Here is a 19,980-nt window from a genome sequence, read left to right on the forward strand (position 1 = left end):
GCCAACATCTTCATCGAGGCCCCGGCACCGACGCGCGCCGGGACCGAAGCACAGGAAAGCGGGACATGCGATTCAGCGAGGCATGGCTGCGGGAGTGGGTCAACCCGCCGGTCGATACTCAAACTCTGGCCGATCAGCTCAGCATGGCAGGACTGGAGGTGGACGCGGTGGAGCCCGCCGCGGCCGCCTTCAGCGGCGTCGTGGTCGGTCTGGTGCAGGCGCTCGAGCAGCACCCGGACGCCCAGAAGCTGCGCGTCTGCACCGTCGACGTCGGTGGCGACGAGCCGCTGCAGATCATCTGCGGTGCGGCCAACGTCGCCGCCGGCATGCGCGTGCCGGTGGCCACCATCGGCGCGCGGCTGCCGGGTGACTTCAAGATCAAGAAGGCCAAGCTGCGCGGCGTGCAGTCCTTCGGCATGATCTGCTCGGCGAGCGAACTCGGCCTCGCCGAGTCCTCCGAGGGCATCCTGCCGCTGCCCGAGGACGCGCCCATCGGCACCGACTTCCGCGCCTGGCTGGGGCTCGACGATCACTGCATCGAGGTCGACCTGACCCCGGACCGCGGCGACTGTCTGAGCATCGCCGGGCTCGCCCGCGAGGTCGGGGTGATCAACCGCACCGCGCTCACCCGCCCCGATTTCGCCCCGGTCGAGCCCGCCTGCGACGACCGCGTCAAGGTCCGTCTGCTCGCCGAGGAGGCCTGTCCGCGCTATCTCTGCCGCGTGGTGCGCGGCATCGATCCCGCTGCCGCCACGCCGATGTGGATGCAGGAGCGGCTGCGCCGCAGCGGCGTGCGCGCCATCTCCCCGGTGGTCGATGTCACCAACTACGTGTTGCTCGAACTCGGCCAGCCGCTGCACGGCTTCGATCTCGCCCGCGTCGAGGGCGAGATCCAGGTGCGCATGGCCGCCCCCGGCGAGCGCCTCGTGCTGCTCGACGACAGCGAGATCGAGCTGCGCGCCGACACCCTGGTGATCGCCGACGCCAGCCGTCCGCTGGCCGTCGCCGGCATCATGGGCGGGGCCGGTTCCGGCGTCGGCGCCGACACCCGCGACGTGCTCCTCGAGAGCGCCTTCTTCTCGCCGCTGGCCGTCAGCGGCAAGGCGCGCAGCTACGGCCTGCACACCGACTCCTCGCACCGCTTCGAGCGCGGCGTCGACCCCGAGCTGCAGCGCCAGGCGATCGAGCGCGCCACCGCGCTGCTGCTGGAGATCGCCGGCGGCACCCCCGGCCCGGTGGTCGAGGCGGTGGCCGAGTCGGCGCTGCCGCAACGCGCCGCGCTCACCCTGCGCGAGGCGCGGGTGGGGCAGGTGCTCGGCGTCGAGCTGGAGCGCGAGACCATCGTCGACATCCTCGAGCGTCTCGGCATGACGCTCGAGACGGTCGAGGGCGGCTGGCGCGTCACCCCGCCGAGCGCGCGCTTCGATCTGGTCCACGAGGTCGACCTGATCGCCGACATCGGTCGTATCTACGGCTACGACAACATCCCGGTGCGCCAGGCCACCACCAACAGCGCCATGCGCCCGGTGCCCGAGGGCGCCTTCGAGACCGATCGCGCGCGACTCGCGCTGGTCGATCGCGGCTATCACGAGGTCATCACCTACAGCTTCGTCGCCCCCGAGCTGCAGGCGCGCATCGACCCCGAGCGCGAGCCGCTGAAGCTCGCCAACCCGATCAGCAGCGAACTCTCCTGCATGCGCACCAGCCTGTGGCCGGGTCTGCTGCAGTGCGCCCGCCACAACCAGGCGCGCCAGCAGGCGCGGGTGCGCATCTTCGAGAGCGGGCTGCGCTTCATCCCCGAGTCCGAGGGACTGGCCCAGCGCGAGGCCATCGGTGGCCTCAGTCTCGGCGCGGTGGCGCCCGAGCAGTGGGGGCAGGGTGAGCGCGCCGCCGACTTCTTCGACCTCAAGGCCGACGTCGAGGCGCTGCTCGCGCTCACCGGCGCGCCCGAGCGCTTCGCCTTCGTCGCCGCCGCCCACCCGGCGCTGCACCCGGGGCAGAGCGCGCGCATCGACTGCGACGGCGCGCCGATCGGCTGGATCGGCATGCTCCACCCGGCGCTCGCCGCCGAACTCGACCTCGACGGCAACGCCTTCCTCTTCGAGCTGGAGCTGGCCCCGCTGGATCTCGGCGTCGCGCCGCGCTTCAGCCCGATCTCGCGCTTCCCCAGCATCCGTCGCGATCTCGCCATCGTGATCGATGCCGAGGTCGACTTCGCCGCCGTCGCCGCCTGCGCCCGCGCCGCCGGCTCCGAGCTGCTGCGCGACCTGGTGCTGTTCGACGTCTACGCCGGTGACAACATCGAGAAAGGACGAAAAAGTCTGGCTTTGGGATTGATTTTACAGGCTTCTTCTCAGACACTTACCGAAGAAGTGATCGACGACGCAGTGGGCCGCATCCTGGCCCGGTTGACGTCCGAACTTGACGCACGATTGAGGGATTGACGGTATGGCTTTGACCAAAGCCGACATGGCTGAACATCTGTTCGACGAATTGGGGCTCAACAAGCGCGAGGCCAAGGACATCGTCGAGATGTTCTTCGAGGAGATCCGCACCGCGCTCGAGCGCGGCGAACAGGTCAAGCTGTCCGGGTTCGGCAATTTCGATCTGCGCGAGAAGAAGGAGCGCCCCGGCCGCAACCCCAAGACCGGGGAAGAGATCCCGATCACCGCGCGTCGCGTCGTCACCTTCCGTCCAGGCCAAAAGCTCAAATCGCGGGTGGAAGCCTATGCCGGAAACGAAAGGTAGCGTCGGCAGCCAGGGGGAGGGCGAACTCCCGCCCATCCCCGGCAAGCGCTATTTCACCATCGGTGAGGTCAGCGAGCTGTGCGGCGTCAAGCCGCATGTGCTGCGCTACTGGGAACAGGAATTTCCCCAGCTCAAACCGGTGAAACGGCGCGGCAACCGCCGCTACTATCAGCGCCACGACGTGCTGATGGTGCGCCAGATCCGCAACCTGCTCTACGACCAGGGCTTCACCATCGGTGGCGCCCGTCAGCAGCTCAGCGGCGAGGGCGCACGCAACGACCTCAACCAGACGCATCAGCTGCTCCGGCAGATGCGTCTGGAACTCGAAGAGATCCTTCAGGTCCTGAGGCGTTGACAAGAGACCGCTAGCCCGATACTATATCGGTCTCTTCACGGGGCGTAGCGCAGCCTGGTAGCGCACCTGAATGGGGTTCAGGTGGTCGGAGGTTCAAATCCTCTCGCCCCGACCAAAATCGAAAAAAGCGGCTCTGCTTTGGCAGGGCCGCTTTTTTTGTGTCTGTTGGGTCTCTTGGCTTCGATACGAAGGGGTGGGATGTCAGCCTCGTTCGGATCTCGGTTCAGTCACGTAGATATCGACCCTGTCGAGTCACGTGATCGAAGGAGAACAGGTGTTCGTTCGGAGCGCGGCGACAGCGCCCGACGAGCCGACCGTGAAATTCCCGGCGGCCGGAGGCGATATAGATCTGGTCCTGTCCCTCGTCGCCGCAAATCGGGCAGTCGGCGACATAGCGCACCATATAGAGCGCGTTCCGTCCTTTCGCCTCATCCGCTCGTAGCTCCAGCAGATAGTCGTCGTAGCGGGAGGCGAGGGGTTGCAACAAGCTCGGAGCCAGCGTGACGCGGTTGGTGACCAGACGAACCTGCCAAGCGAAGACGAGATAGCCGAGTCCCAGCAGCGTCGTCCAGGATATGGCGATCTTGAGAAGATCGAGGGTCGTCGTCGCATGACCCATCGCGACGAAGACGCCCCAGAGCAACAAGACCCCAGCCAGGAACAGCGCGAGATTGATCCCTGCATAGACCTTGCCCGCGCGCCCTCCGAGATAGAAGCCCTGATTCGACAGCCATTGAATAAGCCGGTTGCCTGATATCGTTTGGAGACGGTACTCCAAGTCGACTCGGGGTAAACGACCAATGCGGCTCGATCCTCCAGCGCGTGTCGCTCGCCGTGCGTCGAAGCGGAAGCCGTAACGATTCGGAGAGCCTCCGGCGCTGACCGAAGACCAGAGCACCGGTCTGAGTTCGACTCCCGCTGCATCGAGGCCGTCCTCGATGCTTTCCTGTTGTCGCTCCCAAATCGCCTCGAGCTTGGGCCAGTGTGCCTGCATCCGGCTCTTGACCTTCTCCTGATCGACCGCCCATCCCGCTGCTCCTGGGACGTTGAATCGGCTCATGCCGCCCAGGATCTCCCTTCCGAGAAACCCCCACTGTTCCGCGTCGATGTCGGGCCGAAGTCGTTCTGGCTCCTGCGCGGCCAGTTCGCAAAGGACCCGCAACACCTGGATCGGTCGCTTCTGCTGCTCATCCCAGCCGGCGGCGATCCTATCCAGTGCGGTTGCCATCTTATTGATTTCTCTTGTATCGAAACCGGTAGCCAACCGGTTTGCATCCTGTTCAGCGCCGTCAGCCTCGGTCACCTTTGCCTTCGTGTTCAACGTCAACGGCACTGTTGCCGGGGAGTCTTCGATGGAAGCCATGTATCTGCTCCAGTCCTTCGGTATCGATCAAAACGGTCGCCTCGTCTCCGTCGACGAGGTGGCGCGTGGTAAGGCGTGCGAATGCTGTTGTCCCGCCTGCGGGGAACTGCTGATCGCGCGTCAGGGCGAGGTTCGCGCCTGGCACTTCGCGCATGCAAGCGGTAAAGACTGTGAGGGCGGCGCCGAGAGCGCCTTGCACAAGGCCGCCAAGCAACTGATCGTCGACGAGGCCGCCGTGCTCGTCCCCGCGCTGGAGGCGCGCGAGTCGCACCAACTGGATGATGGTCGACGCGGCGAGGTGGCGCTGTCCCATCCGGCCGAGGTCTGGCACCTGAGCGATCCGCGCCAAGAGGTCGTGGTGGGCAACTTCCGCATCGACGTCATGGCGACGCACGAGGCCCATCCGGTGTTCATCGAGATCGCCGTGACCCATCTCGTCGACGAGGACAAGCGCAACGCGCTCTCCGATTTCGGCATCCATTGCTTCGAGATCCGGCTCGATCCTGGTCGCCATGCGTTCTGGACCTGGGACACCCTGCGCACGGCGCTGCTGGAGCAAACCGACAATCGCGCTTGGCTGTTCCATCCCGGTCTGGAAAGGCTGCGCGACCAAGCCCGTTGCGAGGCGGTGGCCAAGGCCCTCGATCAGCCGGTGGTGGCGTCGGCGGGAGGTACACGCCTTCGATATCGCTTGTACGGCACGCCGCTCCATCTCGTCGATCGTGGCTGGGGGCTTTGTCTCTGGTCGCCGTTCAACGAGCAGGTCAACGCCATCATCAAGGCGATTGCGCGCTCACTCGGCGGGCGCTACCAAGCGCGATACCGCAACTGGGTCTTCGCGGTCGGCGTCCAGGATGCCCTGATCCAACAGTTGGAGGGGCTCGGCGCGGTGCGCGAGGCCGAGCCGCGTGGGCTCGGCCAGGGAGGCGGTCAGGACGGCGCCAGGAAGTAGATCGGCTTGAGTGGCAGCAACTGGCGCGACTCCTCGCTCAGGCGGTCCATGTACTGGATCCACAGCTCCACCAGGCGCTCGCGGTCGATCAGGGTGATCTTGCGTCGTTCCTGGAGTCTGGCCTCATCGTGGGCGTCCTTGGTGAAGCGGCCGGTGGTGACGAAGAGCCCGACGTCGTTGTCACTGAGCACGGCCATGAAGGCGCGCAGCTCGTCGACGGCGATGCTGTCCTTGCGTCGCTTGACCTGAACCTTGATGCGCGGCGGCTTGGCGCCGAGCGGATCGGTCCAGGCAAGCACATCCATGCCGCCGTCCTTGCCCGGCGGCGCGATCCAGGAGACGTGATAGCCCATGGCCTCCAGCAGCCCGGCGACGAGCCGCTGGAGGTTGTAGGGGTCGATGCGCTGGAGGTAATCCCAGATGTCGTCCCAGGCGGCCTCTTCGGCCTGCTCGAAGGTCTGGTTCGGGCTGGCTTGCTCGACCTCGGCGTCCGCGACCGTCTCGGCGTCGTCATCGGTCGGGTCCGGCTGGGCCGATTTCCAGACCTTGTAGAGTGCGCAGGCGCGCTTGTAGAAGGCGGTCGGGTCCGGGTATGTCGCGAATGCCTCCTTGCCCGTTTCGGTCACGCTCCAGATGCCCTTGTCCTTGAGCAGCCAACCGGCCTTGACCAGGTCGACGGTGGAAAAGCGCACGATGTTCTCATAGCGCCGACCACCCGAGGCGTAGTGTCCGCTCTCGTGCGCTGTCGCCGGGACGCGCTGTTCGAGTTCGGCGATGGCGGTCTGTGCCTGGATGCCGTCCGGGTGTTCCTGCAGGATCTCGAACAGCGTCCGCATCAGCTTGCCGACCCGTTGGCGGGTCACGCCGGCTTTTTTCTTGCCATTGGTCATCTTGATAAGTGGATGTTCGGGCATGGTGTGTCATCGGCCCGTATGGCTGAGAGAAGGCTAATCACGCTCAACCGCGGTGGTCGATCTGGCGCGCCGCCGGCGGATGGGCTTGGGCTGCGCGTCGCGCGCGGCGCGGATGCGCTCCAGGAGTACGGAGGCCGGCTCGTCGTTCGGGTCCTGGGGGACCAGCTCGCCGCGGAAGGCCTTGGCGAGGTTGGCTTGGTCGAGGTGGTCGAGGAGGTGAGTGGCTTGTTCCACTTCCTCATGCACGACAGCTAGCCAGTCCATCACTTTTTCGATGCGGGCGACAATCTCGACCTGTTCAACTAGGGGCGGGACTGGAACATAGACATTACTCAGCGTATCGAGATTGATATTTTTCTGGGCTGTCGCTGGAGCAAAGGCATCGAGATCCTCCTTCATCGTTCTCAAGAAAAACTCAATATATGATTCTAACGCTGTTTCTTGATCTGGAATAAATCCAACAACGCTATCGGGAAAGCACGCCTCAATACCCAATATGGCAGTTTCCGCTATGTTGGCAGCGATGGTTATACAGACGGTTCCAACAGGCCAGAGACGGCTTTGGGCTAGACCTGATTCGTTGTAGGTTTTCGCGAACTCAGTCAATATGCCGTCCGCTTCGCGGACTTCACCGGTCTGTATGAAAGGATAATCGCCGCCATACAATGCCGGATCATTTCTGGGTCTATGTTTGGATTTTCCTCGATCGAGATCGCCAAATTCAGGCAAGCGCAGCCAGCACCAATTAGCTGGAACAGAGTAGGGCGGAGAAAAAGATGCCCCATTTCCCGATCTATACTTTTTTTTGATCTCCGAGCTAGGGCGAGGGGAGGCAATGTTGCAATCTAACTCCTGTGATCGCCAATCTTTCGTCAAATCCCCCCGAAACGCCGCTTCCAAAATCGCCTTCTTGTAATGCTCGATCAGGCGCGGGATCTGGGACAGCTCCTCGCGGGCGCGGCGGGTGCGCTCGAAAAGACTGTCCAGCTTGGCGACGATGCGGCGTTGTTCTGGGAGTGGTGGGAGGGGAAATGGTATCTCTGCAATTGTCTTTGAGGACAAGTGCTTCACGGTTATGGAGTGAGTGTGATCATTTATTAGGCGTAAGTAGGCAGGCAGAGCGTATGAAACAAATCTCTTGTCTAAGAAGTCTTTGTGCGGATTCAGCTTGCAAACGCGCTGATTGAGTAGACCTCGCTCTGAAGGCCAGAGACGGCAATTGAAGTCGCCGTCCATGCCGACAACTATGTCAGACGGTTCAACCCAGTAGCCTTCCGGAATTTCCCCGCTGTAGAAGGTTGTGCAAACTCCGGAAGTGACGTCTCGAATGCGAATTACTGGTGCGCCGTCACTGCCGTTGAAGTGTTTTGATTTGAATGGGAAGCCATTCAATATTTCGCAAGCATTCCCTAAAGGAACGCGCTCCCACCAGTCAGCATTAGCGTGCAGAAGATCATTTGATCCTGCAACCAAGTCTTTAATATCGTGACTGAAGCTCACGCGGCCTCCTCCGGCACCACAGCCTCCGTCTCAATCTCCTCCGTCAGTCCCTCGATCTCCTCCAGCGCCGCGCGCAGGTGCACCATGATGGCAGAGGCGATGTCCTCGGGTTCGGTCAACCGCTCCTCGATGTCCTCGTCTTCGTCGCGCAGCCAGGCGATGTCGAGATTGTCGTTGCGCTCCTTGATCTGCTCGCGGGTGAAGCGGCGGAAGCGCCCGGTCTCGCCCTCGTCGGTGCGTTCGGACTTCCCGTGCGGATCGGCGCCGAAGGCGGTCTCGAAGGCTTTGAGGTCGGCGCAGCTCAGGGGCCGGGTCTTGCCGAAGGCGGGCATGTTGGCGCGCAGGTCGTAGACCCAGACGGCCTGGGTGTTGGCCCGGTCGGTCTGGCCTCGGGTGAAGAAGAGCACGTTGGTCTTGACACCCTGGGCGTAGAAGATGCCGGTGGGCAGGCGCAGGATAGTGTGGAGGTCGCACAGCTCCATCAACCAGTTGCGCAGGCGTCGCCCGGTGTTGTCTTCGAACAGCACGTTGTCCGGCACCACCACGGCGGCGCGCCCGCCACGTTCGAGGGCGCGGACGATGTGCTCGACGAAGGCGAGCTGCTTGTTCGAGGTCTCGCTGGTGATGGAGAAGTCGGCGCGGTTGGGTCGACCGCCGCCCTTCTTGGTGCCGAAGGGCGGGTTGGAGAGGATGAGATCGGCCTTGCCGAGGGCCTCGCCGTCCGGCGAGAGGGTATCGGCGCAGTGCACCTCGCCCTCGATGCCGTGGAGCATGAGGTTCATCAGGCACAGGCGGTGGGTGTCCGGGACCAGCTCGGCACCGCGATAGGCGAGGTGGCGCTGGAAGAACGCCTGGTTCTCGGTCAGCTCGAAGAGGTCATCGGTGCGCTGCTTGATGTCGTGATCGGCGGCGACCAGGAAGCCGCCGGTCCCGGCGGCCGGGTCCTGGATGCGCTCGCCGGGCTGGGGTTTCATGAGTCGGACCAGGCAGTCGATCAGTGGTCGCGGGGTGAAGTATTGCCCGGCGCCGGACTTCTTCTCGGCGGCGTTCTTCTCCAGCAGGCCCTCGTAGAGGTTGCCGAGCCCTTCCTCGCGCGCCGAGAACCAGTCGAGCTTGTCGATGGCGCTGGTCAGGGCCTTGAGGTTGGCCGGCTTGCGCAGCTTGGTGTTGGCGTCGGCGAAGATGGCGAGGATGGTCTGATCCTGGGTCTTCTTGGTATCGCCGAGATCGAGCAACAGGCGGCGGTAGTACTCAAGCTGTTCGAGACCCTCGCGCTGGGCCAGCGCATCCCAGCCGTAGCCGTTGGGGATGCGGCCCTCGCGCTCGGTCTCGCGCATCATCTTGAGAAAGAGCAGAAAGGTCAGCTCGGTGACGTACTCGTTATAGGTCACCCCGTCATCGCGCAGGATGTTGCACAGGCTCCAGAGCTTGGCGACGATGTCGCGGGTCACGGTGTCGGTCACGCGGTCTCTCTCCACAATTCTTCTTTGATGTCAGTGAGGACGGCCTCGATCTGGCCGCCGAATACGTTGTCGAGGCGGCGGAAGCCGCCCTGGGCCAGGAAGGGCTCGCGATCGAGCGCCTCGCGGTCGACCACGATCTCGCGCTCGACCTGCTCGGCGATGCGCTTGAGCCACTTGCGCTGGGGATCGGTCCAGGGATGCTTGGCGAGGATGCGCTGCATGGCCCGGCGCACGCGTTCCTCGAAGGGAATGAGGGCATCGCCGAGTGCGGCCTGACGGACGAAGCCGACGATGGAAGCGGCGATCTCCTCGTTCTTGGCGTCTTGCCAGGCGCGGCGCAGGTTGGCATCGGTGTAGCCGAGCCTGTCCAGCTCCAGGCGCAGCTCGCGCAGCTGGGCTCGGGTGAGTTCGCGCGGGCGCTGCACCACGACCTTGAGCGCGGTCATTGTATTCAAATTGCTGCGGACGAAGTTGGTGAAGCCGTCGAGGAAGTCCTTGGGCTTGTCGGCGCCGCCATAGCCCCGGGAGACCTCCATCACCCGGTCGGTATGCTCGGAGATGGGGATCTGTAGCGGTGTGCCGCCCTGTGGATTCCAGTCGAGGATGGCGCCGAGACCGGGTTTCGAGCGGATCCAGGCGGCGGTTTCGGCGGTTGGCTGTTGGGCGAGCCGCGCCAGGGTGTCCTTGATCGACTCTCCGGCGTTGGCCTCGTACTGCTCGCGGACCTCGTGGGGGAGCCTGCTCAGACGCCGTCGCAGCTTGACGACGAGTTGGTCGCGGATCTCGGCACGGTGGGCCTCTTCCGCGACGCCGCCCAGTTCCTCGAACAGCTGCGCGAAGCTGATCGACGGGTTGACCACCACCGGGCGCATGTCGGTCAGGCCTTGAAGGTGCGGGTAGAGGTCGACGGCGTCGAAGATGCGGAAGGCCTCCTTGCCGATGTCGTCGCAGCGTCGCGTGGCGCGGCCGAGCATCTGCTCGTAGAGGATGCGGCTGTTGACGCGGCGCAGGAACACCAGATTGATGATCTTGGGCACGTCGATGCCGGTGGTGAGCAGGTCGACGGTGACGGCGATCTTGGGCAGGTCATCGTTGCGATAGCTACGGATCAGCGCACCAACCTTGTCGACGCTGCCGGTGATCTTGCGGATCGCGGCGTCCTCGATCTCGCCATAGTGTTTGGCGAAGGCTTGCTTGAGCTGATCGACGAGGAGGTCGGCATGGGCGTCGGTCACGGCGAAGACCAGTGTCTTGCCGGGCAGGGCGGGATCGATGTGCCTGGCCAGCTCCTCGGCCACGGCCCTGTTGAACTCGGGCGTAATGACGCTGCGATTGAAGGACTCGACCTCGAAGTCGATGTCATCCGGCATATGGGCGAGATCGGTTTGGCCGGTCTTGGGATCGAGCAGTCGCACCTGTTCGCCACGCGCGAAATGGATGCCGTTCTGGGCGAGTTCGGTGACGATCCGCAGCGGGGGCTCGTGGTCGATCAGGTAGCCGTCCACCACGGCCTCGCGGTAGGAGTAGGTGAATACCGGATCGCCGAAGATCTCGACCGTGTGCAGCGCCGGGGTGGCCGTCAGCCCGATCTTGACCGCATCGAAGTGTTCGAGGACGCGACGGTACTTGGAGACGTAGTCCGCCTCGCTGCGGAAGTTCAGCTCGCCATCGGAGAGTTCGCGATCGAGCAGATAGCCACGGTGGCACTCGTCGATGACGATGAGGTCGTACTGGTCGATCGGTGGCACCGTCGCGGGATCGTCATTGTAGAGCACGCGGCGCACCAGCCCCTGGATGGTGCAGATGTGTACCTTGGTCTCGGGTTCTGGGACGGTGGTCTCCAGTCCCTTGAGGTCGAAGATGTCGGCGAAGGTCTTGGTTCCGATGACCTTGGTCGATGAGAATTCGGCCCCGGTCTGCTGCCCCAACGCGCTACGGTCGACCACGAAGCAGACGCGGCGGAAGCGCTTGGCGTTGAGTAGCCGATAGAGCAGGGCGATGGCGAGCTTGGTCTTACCGGTGCCGGTGGCCATCGCCACCAGCACGGACCGCTGACCATTGGCGAGTTCGCGTTCGATCGCCTGGATGGCCCGCTGTTGGTAGTCGCGTAGCGGAAAACCGAAGTTCATCGGCTGGGCCGCGAGGGTCTGCTGTGCTGCCTCGACGTCGATCTCCAGGCGGGCCGCCAGTCCGTTCGGGGTGGGCCAGTCGGTCAGGGCGCGGCTCAGGTGGGTGGCCTTGCGAGTGTCGCGGAACCAGATGCCGCTCTGGGTCTCGATCTGCTTGAGGTAGGGGCGAGCGTTGGTTGCGAACACGAAGGGGACGCGGTACTCGCCCCAGGGGCCGCCACAGGGTTCGGCGCCACCGTCATGGAGGCGGATGTCGCGCGCATAGCGTTGGGCCTGTTCGATGGCATTGGGGATGTTCTTGCTGGCGCGCTTGGCCTCGATGGTGGCGAGACAGCGTAGGCCGATGAAGAGCGCATAGTCGGCGGGACCGCTCTCGGTCGGCCATTCTGCGATCGCCATTGCCTTGCCCTTGATGGGGCGTGCGCCCTTGCTGTGGCGGAGTGTCTTGGTATCGGCCTCCCAGCCGCGCGCGCGGAGCTGCTCGTCGATGAGCGTGCGGGTGGCCGCCTCGTCTAGCTCGATGAGCTGGCTGGCCTGTTGGACCCGATGCCGTTGCCGTGCCTTCTGGTCCGGTGTCGCCTGGGCCGCGACGGCTTGAAGGCGCGTCAGTTCGGCGAGCGCGGCGTTCTTTTGCTCTTCCTCTTCTTCGGCGAGCGCGGCCCACTGGTGCTGCTCCTCTGCCAAACGCCGTGCGCGGGCCTCGGCGGTCTCGTGGGCGAGTCGCGCGGCCTCGGCCTCTTCGCGCGCGCGCTCGGCTGCATCAAGCAGGTGAGCACGTTCCTCTCGCAATTGCTCAAGCTCTTTGGCGAGCGCGGTCTCAGCGTCTTCCGGTGTGCGTGGCGGGACGAATGGCCCGGGCCCGAATTGGGGATCGTCACCGAATGCGCGATGGAACCAAATCGCCAGCTGACGGGCGATCTTGAGCGCGTTCAGTGCCTCGCGATGATCTCCCCGGTCGTCATGTGTTGCGCGGTTACCGACTATGCGAAGGTGGTGGAACAGGTTGAGGGCCTCTGCCGGCGCGGCGCGCTCGAACCGGAGACGGCGTAGCAGCTCCAGTTGTGATTCCTCCGGCGTGGTGAGCAAGCCCGTGCGAGCGCACGTCTGCTGGGCCAGGCGCTCGGCGAATTGGCGCAGTTTGATCAGCGAGGTGCTGGGATCCGCAGCGAAGTAGCGCTCCGCGAGCAGACCGAGCCGGTCGAGTCGCGTGTCGTATTCGCTCAGGAAGGCGAAGTTCAGGGAGTGGATGTCTGCTTGTTCCATGGGCTCGCCATGGTCCCCTGCGCCTGTTCGATGATCCTTAGAAGCCCGCATGCCTCGTATCCTTCTTCTGCTCCATGGTTGCTCGATTCTAAGGCAACTCGGGTTCCATGGGGCGCGGTTGCACTGGCACGGGGTCGCCATGATCTCGATGCGGACCCGGATGACGCCCCTCCCACCCCCTCGGTATGATCCCACCAAGTCCTTTCTCCCAAGAGTGTTGCAATGTCCCTGAAGAATGGTGTCCTGCTCGATCTTGCAACGATCGATCGGGACGATCTCGATCTCTCCGCGCTGGCGGAGATGTGCGAGGGGTGGCGGCGTCATGCCTATACCGAGCCCGCCGAGGTGGCGGCGCGGATCGCCGATGCCGAGGTGGTGGTGACCAACAAGGTGGTGCTCGACCGGCAGGCGTTGAGCGGGGCGCGGTCGCTGCGGCTGGTGTGCGTGGCCGCCACCGGCACCAACAACGTGGATCTGGAGGCGGCGCGCGAGCTGGGCATCGCGGTGGCCAATGTCGCCGGTTACGCGACGCCCTCGGTGGTGCAGCACGTCTTCTCGCTGATCCTCGCGCTCACCACCCGGCTGCCCGAGTATCAGCGCGCGATCGACGCCGGTGCCTGGCAGCGTCACGACAGCTTCTGCGTGATGGACTACCCGATCCGCGAACTCGCCGGGCGCACCCTGGGGATCGTCGGGCTGGGTGATCTCGGCGGCGGGGTGGCGCGGGTGGCCGAGGCCTTCGGCATGAAGGTGCTGGTCGCGCAGCGCCCGGGTGGGGCGCTGCGTGTCGGGCGGCTGATGCTGGAGGCCTTGCTGCCGCGGGTCGACGTGCTCAGTCTGCACTGTCCGCTCACCGAGTCGACGCGCGGGCTGATCGGCGCCCGCGAGCTGGGGCTGATGCGTCGCGACGCGCTGTTGATCAACACCGCCAGGGGCGGGATCGTCGACGAACAGGCGCTGGCCGATGCGCTGCGCGCCGGCACCATCGGCGGCGCCGGGGTCGACGTGTTGAGCGCCGAGCCGCCGCGCGCGGGCAATCCGCTGCTCGACCCCTCGATCCCCAACCTGATCGTCACCCCGCACATCGCCTGGGCTAGTCGCGAGGCGCGCCAGCGCATGGTCGACGAGATCGCCGCCAACATCTCCGCCTTCCTCGCCGGCACGTCGCGCAACCGCGTCGCCTGAGTCCTCCCGCGTGCGTCGTCTCGCCCTTGCCCCCGGGGCGGGGGCGGCGCGCTCCTGCCATCTCCCGTCGCGCGCTCAGATGCTGAACGCGCTCCCCGTCTCGCTCAGCGCGTGCTCGATCACCCGTCGGGTGAGGTGCGGGGCGAAGCACTCGATGAAGGCATGGACGTAACCGCGCAGCCAGGCCTTGTGACGGAGACCGATGCGGGTGAGGCTGGTGTCGAACAGGTGGCTGGCGTCGACCACGCCGAGACCCTGGTCGGTCTCGGGGTCGTACGCCATGCGCGCGATCAGCCCGATGCCGAGCCCGGTGCGCACATAGGTCTTGATGACGTCAGCGTCGAGCGCGGTGAGGACGATGCGCGGCTCCAGCGCGCGGGCGCGGAAGGTGCGGTTGATCAGCCCGCGCCCGGTGAAGGCGCTGTCGTAGGTCACCAGCGGCCAGCGCGCGATCGCCTCCAGCGACAGCGGCGAGGTGTCGAGGATGGGGTGGCCGAGCGGGGCGATGACGCAGCGGTTCCATTCGTAGCAGGGCAGGCTCACCAGCTCCGGGGTCTCGGCGACGGCCTCGGTGGCGATCACCAGGTCGGCCTCGCCGGCGACCACCAGCTCGCAACCCCGGGTGGGGCTGACCTGGCGCAGCGACAGACGGACATCGGGATAACGCGCCATGAAGGCGTGGATGACCGGCGGCAGCACGTAGCGTGCCTGGGTGTGGGTGGTGGCGATGGTGAGGCTGCCGGCGCTCTCGCTGCTGTACTCGGCGCCGACCTGACGCAGGTTGTCGAGTTCGCCGAGCAGCCGCGCGGCGATCGCCAGCACGTGCCGGCCCGGCTCGGTGACCGCCACCAGCCGCTTGCCCTGGCGACGGAAGATCTCGATGCCCAACTCCTGTTCGAGCTGGCGGATCTGTTTGGAGACGCCGGGCTGGGAGGTGAAGAGCGCCTCGGCGGCAGCCGAGATACTCAACCCCTGGCGGGCGACCTCGTGCACGTAACGCAGTTGTTGCAGGTTCATCGGGGCTCTAAATAACTCAAAAGAATATCAAGATAACGATAAATTCCTTTTTTGTCTTATGGGCGCTCGCTAGCATCGCCCCCCATCGATATCCCTAGCGAGCACCCCGATGACCGAACAGACTCCCGCTGCCCCACTCGACCCGCGACGACGGGTCGAACACTTCCGTGACCTCACCCGTGACTATCTCGATGGCCGTCTCAGCGAGGAGGCCTTCCGCCCGCTGCGGCTGATGCACGGGCTCTATCGTCTGCGCGAGACCACCATGCTGCGCGTGGCGGTGCGCGACGGTCGGCTCGACGCCGCGCAGTTGCGCGCCCTGGCGCGCATCGCCCACCGCCGCGGGCTGGGCGGCGTCCGTCTCACCACCCGGCAGAACCTCCAGTTCAGCGGCCCGGCGATCGCCGAGGTGCCGGAGATCCTCGCCGAGCTGGCCGAGGTCGGGCTGTCGAGCTTCATGACCTCGGGCGGCTGCGTGCGTGGCATCACCCTCGACCCGCTGGCCGGGGTCGCCTGCGACGAGCTGGAGGATCCGCGCCCGTGGCGCGCGCTGCTCGATCGCTGGCGCGAGACCCTGCCGCTCGCCTCGCGTCTGCCCGGTAAGTTCAAGATCGCGATCAATGGCGCGCGTGAGGACCGGGTGGCGCTGGCCGCGCACGACCTCGGGCTCGATCTGGTGCGCGACGCGCGCGGTGAGTTGGGCTTCCGCGTGCTCGTCGGCGGCGGGCTGGGGCGCGATGCGCGACTCGCCGACGAACTCACCGGGTTCCTCCATTGGCCGCACCTGCTCACCTATAGCGAGGCGGTGCTGCGGGTCCATGCCCGCGATGGTGGCGGCGCGCGGCTGCGCACCCTGGTGCGACGCATCGGCATGGCGGCCTTCGCCGACCGGGTGGCGCGCGAGTGGGCGGGGTTGCGCGACGGCCCGGGGACCCTCGACCGGGAGCAGGTCGCCGCGGCGGCGCGCCGCTTCGCCGTTGCGCCCGTCCCCGCCGAGGCGCCGGCGCAGCCCGTCGCGACCACCGGCCCGGCCGACTATCGCGACTGGGTGGCGACCAATGTGCGCGCCCAGCGCGATCCCGAGCGCGCCATCGTCACCCTCTCGACCAAGGGGCGCGATGTGCTGCCCGGCTGGTTGTCGGCGGCGCAGCTCGAATGGCTCGCCGGGGTGGTCGAGACGGCGAGCGACGACGAGGCGCGGCTGACCGGCGCGCAGCAGCTGGTGCTGCCCCAGGTGCGGCGCGCGCGGCTGTTCGAGCTCTGGGCCGAGGCGCGCGCCCAGGGGCTGGCCGAGGCCAATGTCGGGCTGCTGACCGATCTCGTCGCCTGCCCGGGGATTCGCGAGTGCGATCTGGCGCACGGCGATCCGCAGTCGATCGCCGCGGCGATCCGCGACCGCTTCCAGGATCGCGCGGCGCTGCGCGACATCGGCCCGCTGACGCTGCGGATCTCGGGCTGCCCCAATGCCTGCGTCCACCACAATCTCGCCGACATCGGCATCCGCGGGCTGCGCAAGCAGGGCGGGGCGCGCTATCAGGTGTTGATCGGCGGGCATGGTGGACGCGGGGCGCGGCTCGGCGAGCCGCTGGGCGCCTCGTTCGCGGCCGCCGAGGTGCCCGAGGTGATCGACACCCTGCTCGGCGTCCATCTCCAGTGGCGTCTGCCCGGCGAGCCCTTCGCCGGCACCCTGCGCCGGGTCGGCACCGCACCCTTCCGCGCGGCGCTGGAGCTGCGCGCCGCCGCGGCGCCGCGGGAGGTGGCCCATGGCTGATCGTCGCGCCCCGACGCCGCAACAGTTGGCCGCCCGCGAGCGCGAGCTGGTCGAGCGCCTGCGCGCCTCGTGCCGCGCGTACTCGCCGATCGTCTTCGCCACCAGCCTGGGCGTCGAGGACATGGTGCTGACCGAGGTCATCTGCCGCGAGCGTCTGCCCATCGGCCTGTTCACCCTCGACACCGGGCGGCTGCCGACCGAGACCCTGGCGCTGATCGAGCGGGTCGAGCGTCACTACGACATCCGCATCACGCGCTATGCGCCGCGCCCCGAGGCGATCGCCGACTATGTCCGCGAGTACGGTATCGACGGCTTCTACGACTCGATCGCCGCGCGCCGGGCGTGCTGCCGGGTGCGCAAGCTCGAACCCCTGGGGCGGGCGCTGGCCGGACAGGCGGCCTGGGTCACCGGGCTGCGCGCGGCGCAGTCGGTCACCCGCGTCGGTCTGGCGCCGCGCGCCTGGGACGCCGAGCACGGGCTGGAGAAGCTCAGTCCGCTGATCGACTGGAGCGAGGGCGAGGTGTGGGCCTTCATCCGCGCCCATCAGGTGCCCTACAACCCGCTCCACGACCAGGGCTATCCGAGCATCGGCTGCGCCCCCTGCACCCGCGCCATCACCGTCGGCGAGGACATCCGCGCCGGACGCTGGTGGTGGGAGCAGCCCGAGACCCGCGAGTGCGGGCTGCACCGCCGCGCCGAGCACGACGCGCCGTCGCCTTGATCGACGCCATCCCGAGCACGTCCCGGCCGTCGGCCGGGGCGGGCCCCATCGTATCGACACACAGGCCAGAGATGACCACCCTGACACCATCCCGTACCCGCACGCTCAGCCATCTCGACTGGTTGGAGGCCGACGCCATCCACATCCTGCGCGAGGTGGTCGGACAGTGCGCCAACCCGGTGCTGCTGTTCTCCGGCGGCAAGGATTCGATCTGCCTGCTGCGCCTGGCCGAGAAGGCCTTCCGCCCCGGGCCGCTGCCGTTCCCGCTGCTGCACATCGACACCGGGCACAACTATCCCGAGGTGCTCGCCTTCCGCGACGAGCGCGCCGCCGAGCTGGGCGCGCGGTTGATCGTGCGCTCGGTGGAGGACTCGATCGCGCGCGGCTCGGTGGTGCTCCGTGAACCGGGCGAGTCGCGCAACCGTCACCAGTCGGTGACGCTGCTCGAGACGATCGAGGCGTTCGGCTTCGATGCCTGCATCGGCGGGGCGCGTCGCGACGAGGAGAAGGCGCGCGCCAAGGAGCGGATCATGAGCCTGCGCGATGCCTTCGGTCAGTGGGACCCGAAGCAGCAGCGCCCCGAGCTGTGGAGCCTCTACAACGCGCGCACCCACCCCGGCGAGAACATCCGCGCCTTCCCGATCAGCGACTGGACCGAACTCGACGTCTGGCAGTACATCCGCCGCGAGCGGCTGGCGCTGCCGTCGATCTATTTCGCCCACTATCGCCCGGTGGTGCGCGTGGGGTCGCGGTTGCGTCCGGTCACCCCGCTGACCCCGGCGCGCGAGGACGAGCGCGTCGAGACGCTGCGGGTGCGCTTTCGCACCGTCGGCGACATCACCTGCACCGCGCCGGTGGCCTCCGAGGCCGACACCCTGGAGGCGATCATCGCCGAGACCGCCGCCGCCACCCAGAGCGAGCGCGGCGCCACCCGGTTCGACGACCACACCAGCGAGTCCTCGATGGAGGAACGCAAGAAGGCCGGTTATTTCTGAGAGGACACCCCATGTCATCGCCACACGCATTCCCCGAGATCGACGACCACGGCCTGCTGCGCTTTCTCACCTGCGGCAGCGTCGACGACGGCAAGAGCACGCTCATCGGTCGGCTGCTGCACGACACCCGCGCGATCCTTGCCGACACCCTGGAGACGCTCGCCGCCACCTCGCGCCGACGCGGACTCGACGGGGTGGACCTGTCGCTGCTCACCGACGGGCTCGCCGCCGAACGCGAGCAGGGCATCACCATCGATGTCGCCTACCGCTACTTCACCACCGGCACGCGCAAGTACATCATCGCCGACGCCCCCGGCCACGAGCAGTACACGCGCAACATGGTCACCGCGGCCTCCAATGCCGATCTGGCCATCATCCTCATCGACGCGCGCCGCGGCGTGCAGACCCAGACCCGGCGCCACGCCTATCTCGCCCACCTGCTCGGCATCCCCAATCTGGTGGTCGCGGTCAACAAGATGGATCTGGTCGATCACGACGCCGAGGTGTTCGCGCGTATCCAGCGCGACTTCCTCGACTTCGCCGCCTGGCTCGGCATCGAGGGGGCCTGCTTCGTGCCGATCTCGGCGCTCCACGGCGACAACGTCGTCGAGCGCGGTCCGCACCTCGACTGGTATCGGGGGCCGACCCTGGTCGAGCTGCTCGAGCGCGCGCCCAGCGCCCAGGGCACGCGTCCGGACGTCTTCCGCTTCCCGGTGCAGTACGTCTGTCGCCCGCGCGACTCTGCCGATCCGGCGCTGCACGACTATCGCGGCTACATGGGGCGGGTGGAGTCCGGCGCCATCGCCGTCGGCGATCCGGTGATGGCGTTACCCTCGGGGCGGACCAGCCGGGTGCGTGACATCCAGATCGGCGGGGTCGGTCAGCCCGAGGCCGGGCCCGAGCAGTCCGTCACCCTGTTGCTGGAGGACGCGCTCGACATCTCGCGCGGCGACCTGCTGGTGCGCCCCGATCAGGCACCGGCGCCCCGGCGCGAACTCGAGGCCCATCTCTGCTGGCTCGCCGAGCGTCCGCTGTCGGCCTCGCGTCACTATCTGCTGCGCCACACCACCCGCGAGGTCCGCGCCCGGGTCGCGGCCATCGAGCACCGCATCGACCTCAACGCGCTGACGCACCAACCGGCCACCGAGCTGGGGATGAACGACATCGCCCGGCTGCGCCTCCGGCTCGCCCAGCCCATCCACCCCGATCCCTACGCCAGCAACCGCGCCACCGGCGCCTTCGTGCTCATCGACGAGAGCACCAACGACACCGTGGGGGCGGGGATGATCCTCTGAACCGGCCCCGCCACGGGGGCCGAGTGCCAGTGACCAGGGAAATCGAACCGCCAAGACAGGAGGACGCGAAGGCAGCTGATGCCCGGTGCCTCGGCACTGGCACCACGCCTCGCTGGTCGCTGAGGACCGGTCGCTGCTCCAGCGATATCGGCACGAGGCGGGCGAAGGATGTCGCGAGTCGCTGGTGATCAGCCGCTAGTCCGGTCCCTCCTTTGCCAGAAAGGGGGCGTGAGAGGTTGCGAGATCGCTCGTTGGGCGTGGTTAGTTTTTTGTATTTGTTTGGGATTTTGATGAATCCCCCCTAGATCC

The 19,980-nt window shown here is 66.6% G+C and carries 15 protein-coding genes and 1 tRNA gene; 10 read left to right on the forward strand and 6 right to left on the reverse strand.

All coding sequences use genetic code 11. The features are described 5' to 3' along the window. Positions 1-65 precede the first annotated feature (65 nt). The 4 genes from pheT to HF203_RS13630 all read left to right on the forward strand — a co-directional run bounded on the left by pheT (position 66) and on the right by HF203_RS13630 (position 3,218). Entirely contained in the window at positions 66-2,444 is a 2,379-nt protein-coding gene (pheT, locus tag HF203_RS13615; protein ID WP_168670598.1) for a phenylalanine--tRNA ligase subunit beta, read from the forward strand. Between the two features lie 4 nt (positions 2,445-2,448). Continuing rightward, entirely contained in the window at positions 2,449-2,748 is a 300-nt protein-coding gene (gene ihfA / locus HF203_RS13620) for an integration host factor subunit alpha (RefSeq protein WP_005220608.1), read from the forward strand. Further along, positions 2,729-3,103 carry a MerR family transcriptional regulator gene (locus HF203_RS13625; protein WP_005220610.1) on the forward strand — a complete coding sequence of 125 codons (375 nt, stop codon included), beginning with the start codon at positions 2,729-2,731 and terminating at the stop codon, positions 3,101-3,103. Before ihfA ends, HF203_RS13625 begins: the two co-directional genes overlap by 20 nt. A gap of 38 nt (positions 3,104-3,141) precedes the next feature. Then, positions 3,142-3,218: transfer RNA gene (locus HF203_RS13630), tRNA-Pro, on the forward strand. A 108-nt stretch (positions 3,219-3,326) separates the two neighbouring features. Here the strand turns inward: HF203_RS13630 and HF203_RS13635 are convergent. Continuing rightward, on the reverse strand, positions 3,327-4,331 hold the full coding sequence (locus HF203_RS13635) for a hypothetical protein (RefSeq protein ID WP_168670600.1): 1,005 nt from the start codon (positions 4,329-4,331) through the stop codon (positions 3,327-3,329). 4 nt (positions 4,332-4,335) lie between these two features. On the opposite strand from HF203_RS13635, the gene HF203_RS13640 reads away from it, so the two are divergent. Next, positions 4,336-5,418: a competence protein CoiA family protein gene (locus HF203_RS13640; protein WP_168670602.1), complete on the forward strand. Its 1,083-nt coding sequence runs from the start codon at positions 4,336-4,338 to the stop codon at positions 5,416-5,418. On the opposite strand, the gene HF203_RS13645 is transcribed toward HF203_RS13640, so the two are convergent. Genes HF203_RS13645 through hsdR form a run of 4 tightly spaced genes read right to left on the reverse strand, consistent with a single transcriptional unit; the run spans position 5,397 to position 12,687 of the window. Further along, positions 5,397-6,332, reverse strand: a complete 936-nt coding sequence (locus tag HF203_RS13645; protein WP_210424783.1) for a restriction endonuclease — start codon at positions 6,330-6,332, stop codon at positions 5,397-5,399. The genes HF203_RS13640 and HF203_RS13645 overlap by 22 nt on opposite strands. A gap of 33 nt (positions 6,333-6,365) precedes the next feature. Further along, entirely contained in the window at positions 6,366-7,832 is a 1,467-nt protein-coding gene (locus tag HF203_RS13650) for a restriction endonuclease subunit S (RefSeq protein WP_168670604.1), read from the reverse strand. Then, positions 7,829-9,295: an N-6 DNA methylase gene (locus tag HF203_RS13655; RefSeq protein ID WP_168670606.1), complete on the reverse strand. Its 1,467-nt coding sequence runs from the start codon at positions 9,293-9,295 to the stop codon at positions 7,829-7,831. Before HF203_RS13655 ends, HF203_RS13650 begins: the two co-directional genes overlap by 4 nt. After that, entirely contained in the window at positions 9,292-12,687 is a 3,396-nt protein-coding gene (gene hsdR, locus HF203_RS13660) for a type I restriction-modification system endonuclease (protein WP_168670608.1), read from the reverse strand. The genes HF203_RS13655 and hsdR overlap by 4 nt, the downstream gene beginning before the upstream one ends. A gap of 222 nt (positions 12,688-12,909) precedes the next feature. Here hsdR and HF203_RS13665 point away from each other — a divergent pair, with 222 nt between their 5' ends. Then, positions 12,910-13,872 carry a 2-hydroxyacid dehydrogenase gene (locus HF203_RS13665; protein ID WP_168670610.1) on the forward strand — a complete coding sequence of 321 codons (963 nt, stop codon included), beginning with the start codon at positions 12,910-12,912 and terminating at the stop codon, positions 13,870-13,872. A 75-nt stretch (positions 13,873-13,947) separates the two neighbouring features. Here HF203_RS13665 and HF203_RS13670 read toward each other — a convergent pair whose 3' ends face one another. Next, entirely contained in the window at positions 13,948-14,889 is a 942-nt protein-coding gene (locus HF203_RS13670; RefSeq protein ID WP_168670612.1) for a CysB family HTH-type transcriptional regulator, read from the reverse strand. A gap of 109 nt (positions 14,890-14,998) precedes the next feature. Between HF203_RS13670 and HF203_RS13675 the strand changes: the two genes are divergently transcribed. From HF203_RS13675 to HF203_RS13690, 4 genes are all read left to right on the forward strand, one after another. Next, a complete protein-coding gene (locus HF203_RS13675; RefSeq protein ID WP_168670614.1) occupies positions 14,999-16,660 on the forward strand; it encodes a nitrite/sulfite reductase in 1,662 nt (553 codons plus the stop codon). Next, positions 16,653-17,381, forward strand: coding sequence for a phosphoadenylyl-sulfate reductase (locus HF203_RS13680; RefSeq protein ID WP_168670616.1), 729 nt, complete (start codon positions 16,653-16,655; stop codon positions 17,379-17,381). Before HF203_RS13675 ends, HF203_RS13680 begins: the two co-directional genes overlap by 8 nt. A 71-nt stretch (positions 17,382-17,452) precedes the next feature. Further along, positions 17,453-18,376: a sulfate adenylyltransferase subunit CysD gene (gene cysD / locus HF203_RS13685; RefSeq protein WP_168670618.1), complete on the forward strand. Its 924-nt coding sequence runs from the start codon at positions 17,453-17,455 to the stop codon at positions 18,374-18,376. Between the two features lie 11 nt (positions 18,377-18,387). Beyond that, positions 18,388-19,671, forward strand: a complete 1,284-nt coding sequence (locus HF203_RS13690) for a sulfate adenylyltransferase subunit 1 (protein WP_168670620.1) — start codon at positions 18,388-18,390, stop codon at positions 19,669-19,671. Positions 19,672-19,980 lie beyond the last annotated feature (309 nt).

The organism is Marichromatium bheemlicum, assembly GCF_012276755.1.
Taxonomy (GTDB): Bacteria; Pseudomonadota; Gammaproteobacteria; order Chromatiales; family Chromatiaceae; genus Marichromatium; species Marichromatium bheemlicum.

Bases quoted from the DNA above. Each gene is read 5' to 3' on its own strand.
- pheT (WP_168670598.1), top strand. From the start codon at position 66: ATGCGATTCAGCGAGGCATGGCTGCGGGAGTGGGTCAACCCGCCGGTC.
- ihfA (WP_005220608.1), top strand. From the start codon at position 2,449: ATGGCTTTGACCAAAGCCGACATGGCTGAACATCTGTTCGACGAATTG.
- HF203_RS13625 (WP_005220610.1), top strand. From the start codon at position 2,729: ATGCCGGAAACGAAAGGTAGCGTCGGCAGCCAGGGGGAGGGCGAACTC.
- HF203_RS13635 (WP_168670600.1), bottom strand. From the start codon at position 4,331: ATGGCAACCGCACTGGATAGGATCGCCGCCGGCTGGGATGAGCAGCAG.
- HF203_RS13645 (WP_210424783.1), bottom strand. From the start codon at position 6,332: ATGCCCGAACATCCACTTATCAAGATGACCAATGGCAAGAAAAAAGCC.
- hsdR (WP_168670608.1), bottom strand. From the start codon at position 12,687: ATGGAACAAGCAGACATCCACTCCCTGAACTTCGCCTTCCTGAGCGAA.
- HF203_RS13665 (WP_168670610.1), top strand. From the start codon at position 12,910: ATGTCCCTGAAGAATGGTGTCCTGCTCGATCTTGCAACGATCGATCGG.
- HF203_RS13670 (WP_168670612.1), bottom strand. From the start codon at position 14,889: ATGAACCTGCAACAACTGCGTTACGTGCACGAGGTCGCCCGCCAGGGG.
- HF203_RS13675 (WP_168670614.1), top strand. From the start codon at position 14,999: ATGACCGAACAGACTCCCGCTGCCCCACTCGACCCGCGACGACGGGTC.
- HF203_RS13680 (WP_168670616.1), top strand. From the start codon at position 16,653: ATGGCTGATCGTCGCGCCCCGACGCCGCAACAGTTGGCCGCCCGCGAG.
- cysD (WP_168670618.1), top strand. From the start codon at position 17,453: ATGACCACCCTGACACCATCCCGTACCCGCACGCTCAGCCATCTCGAC.
- HF203_RS13690 (WP_168670620.1), top strand. From the start codon at position 18,388: ATGTCATCGCCACACGCATTCCCCGAGATCGACGACCACGGCCTGCTG.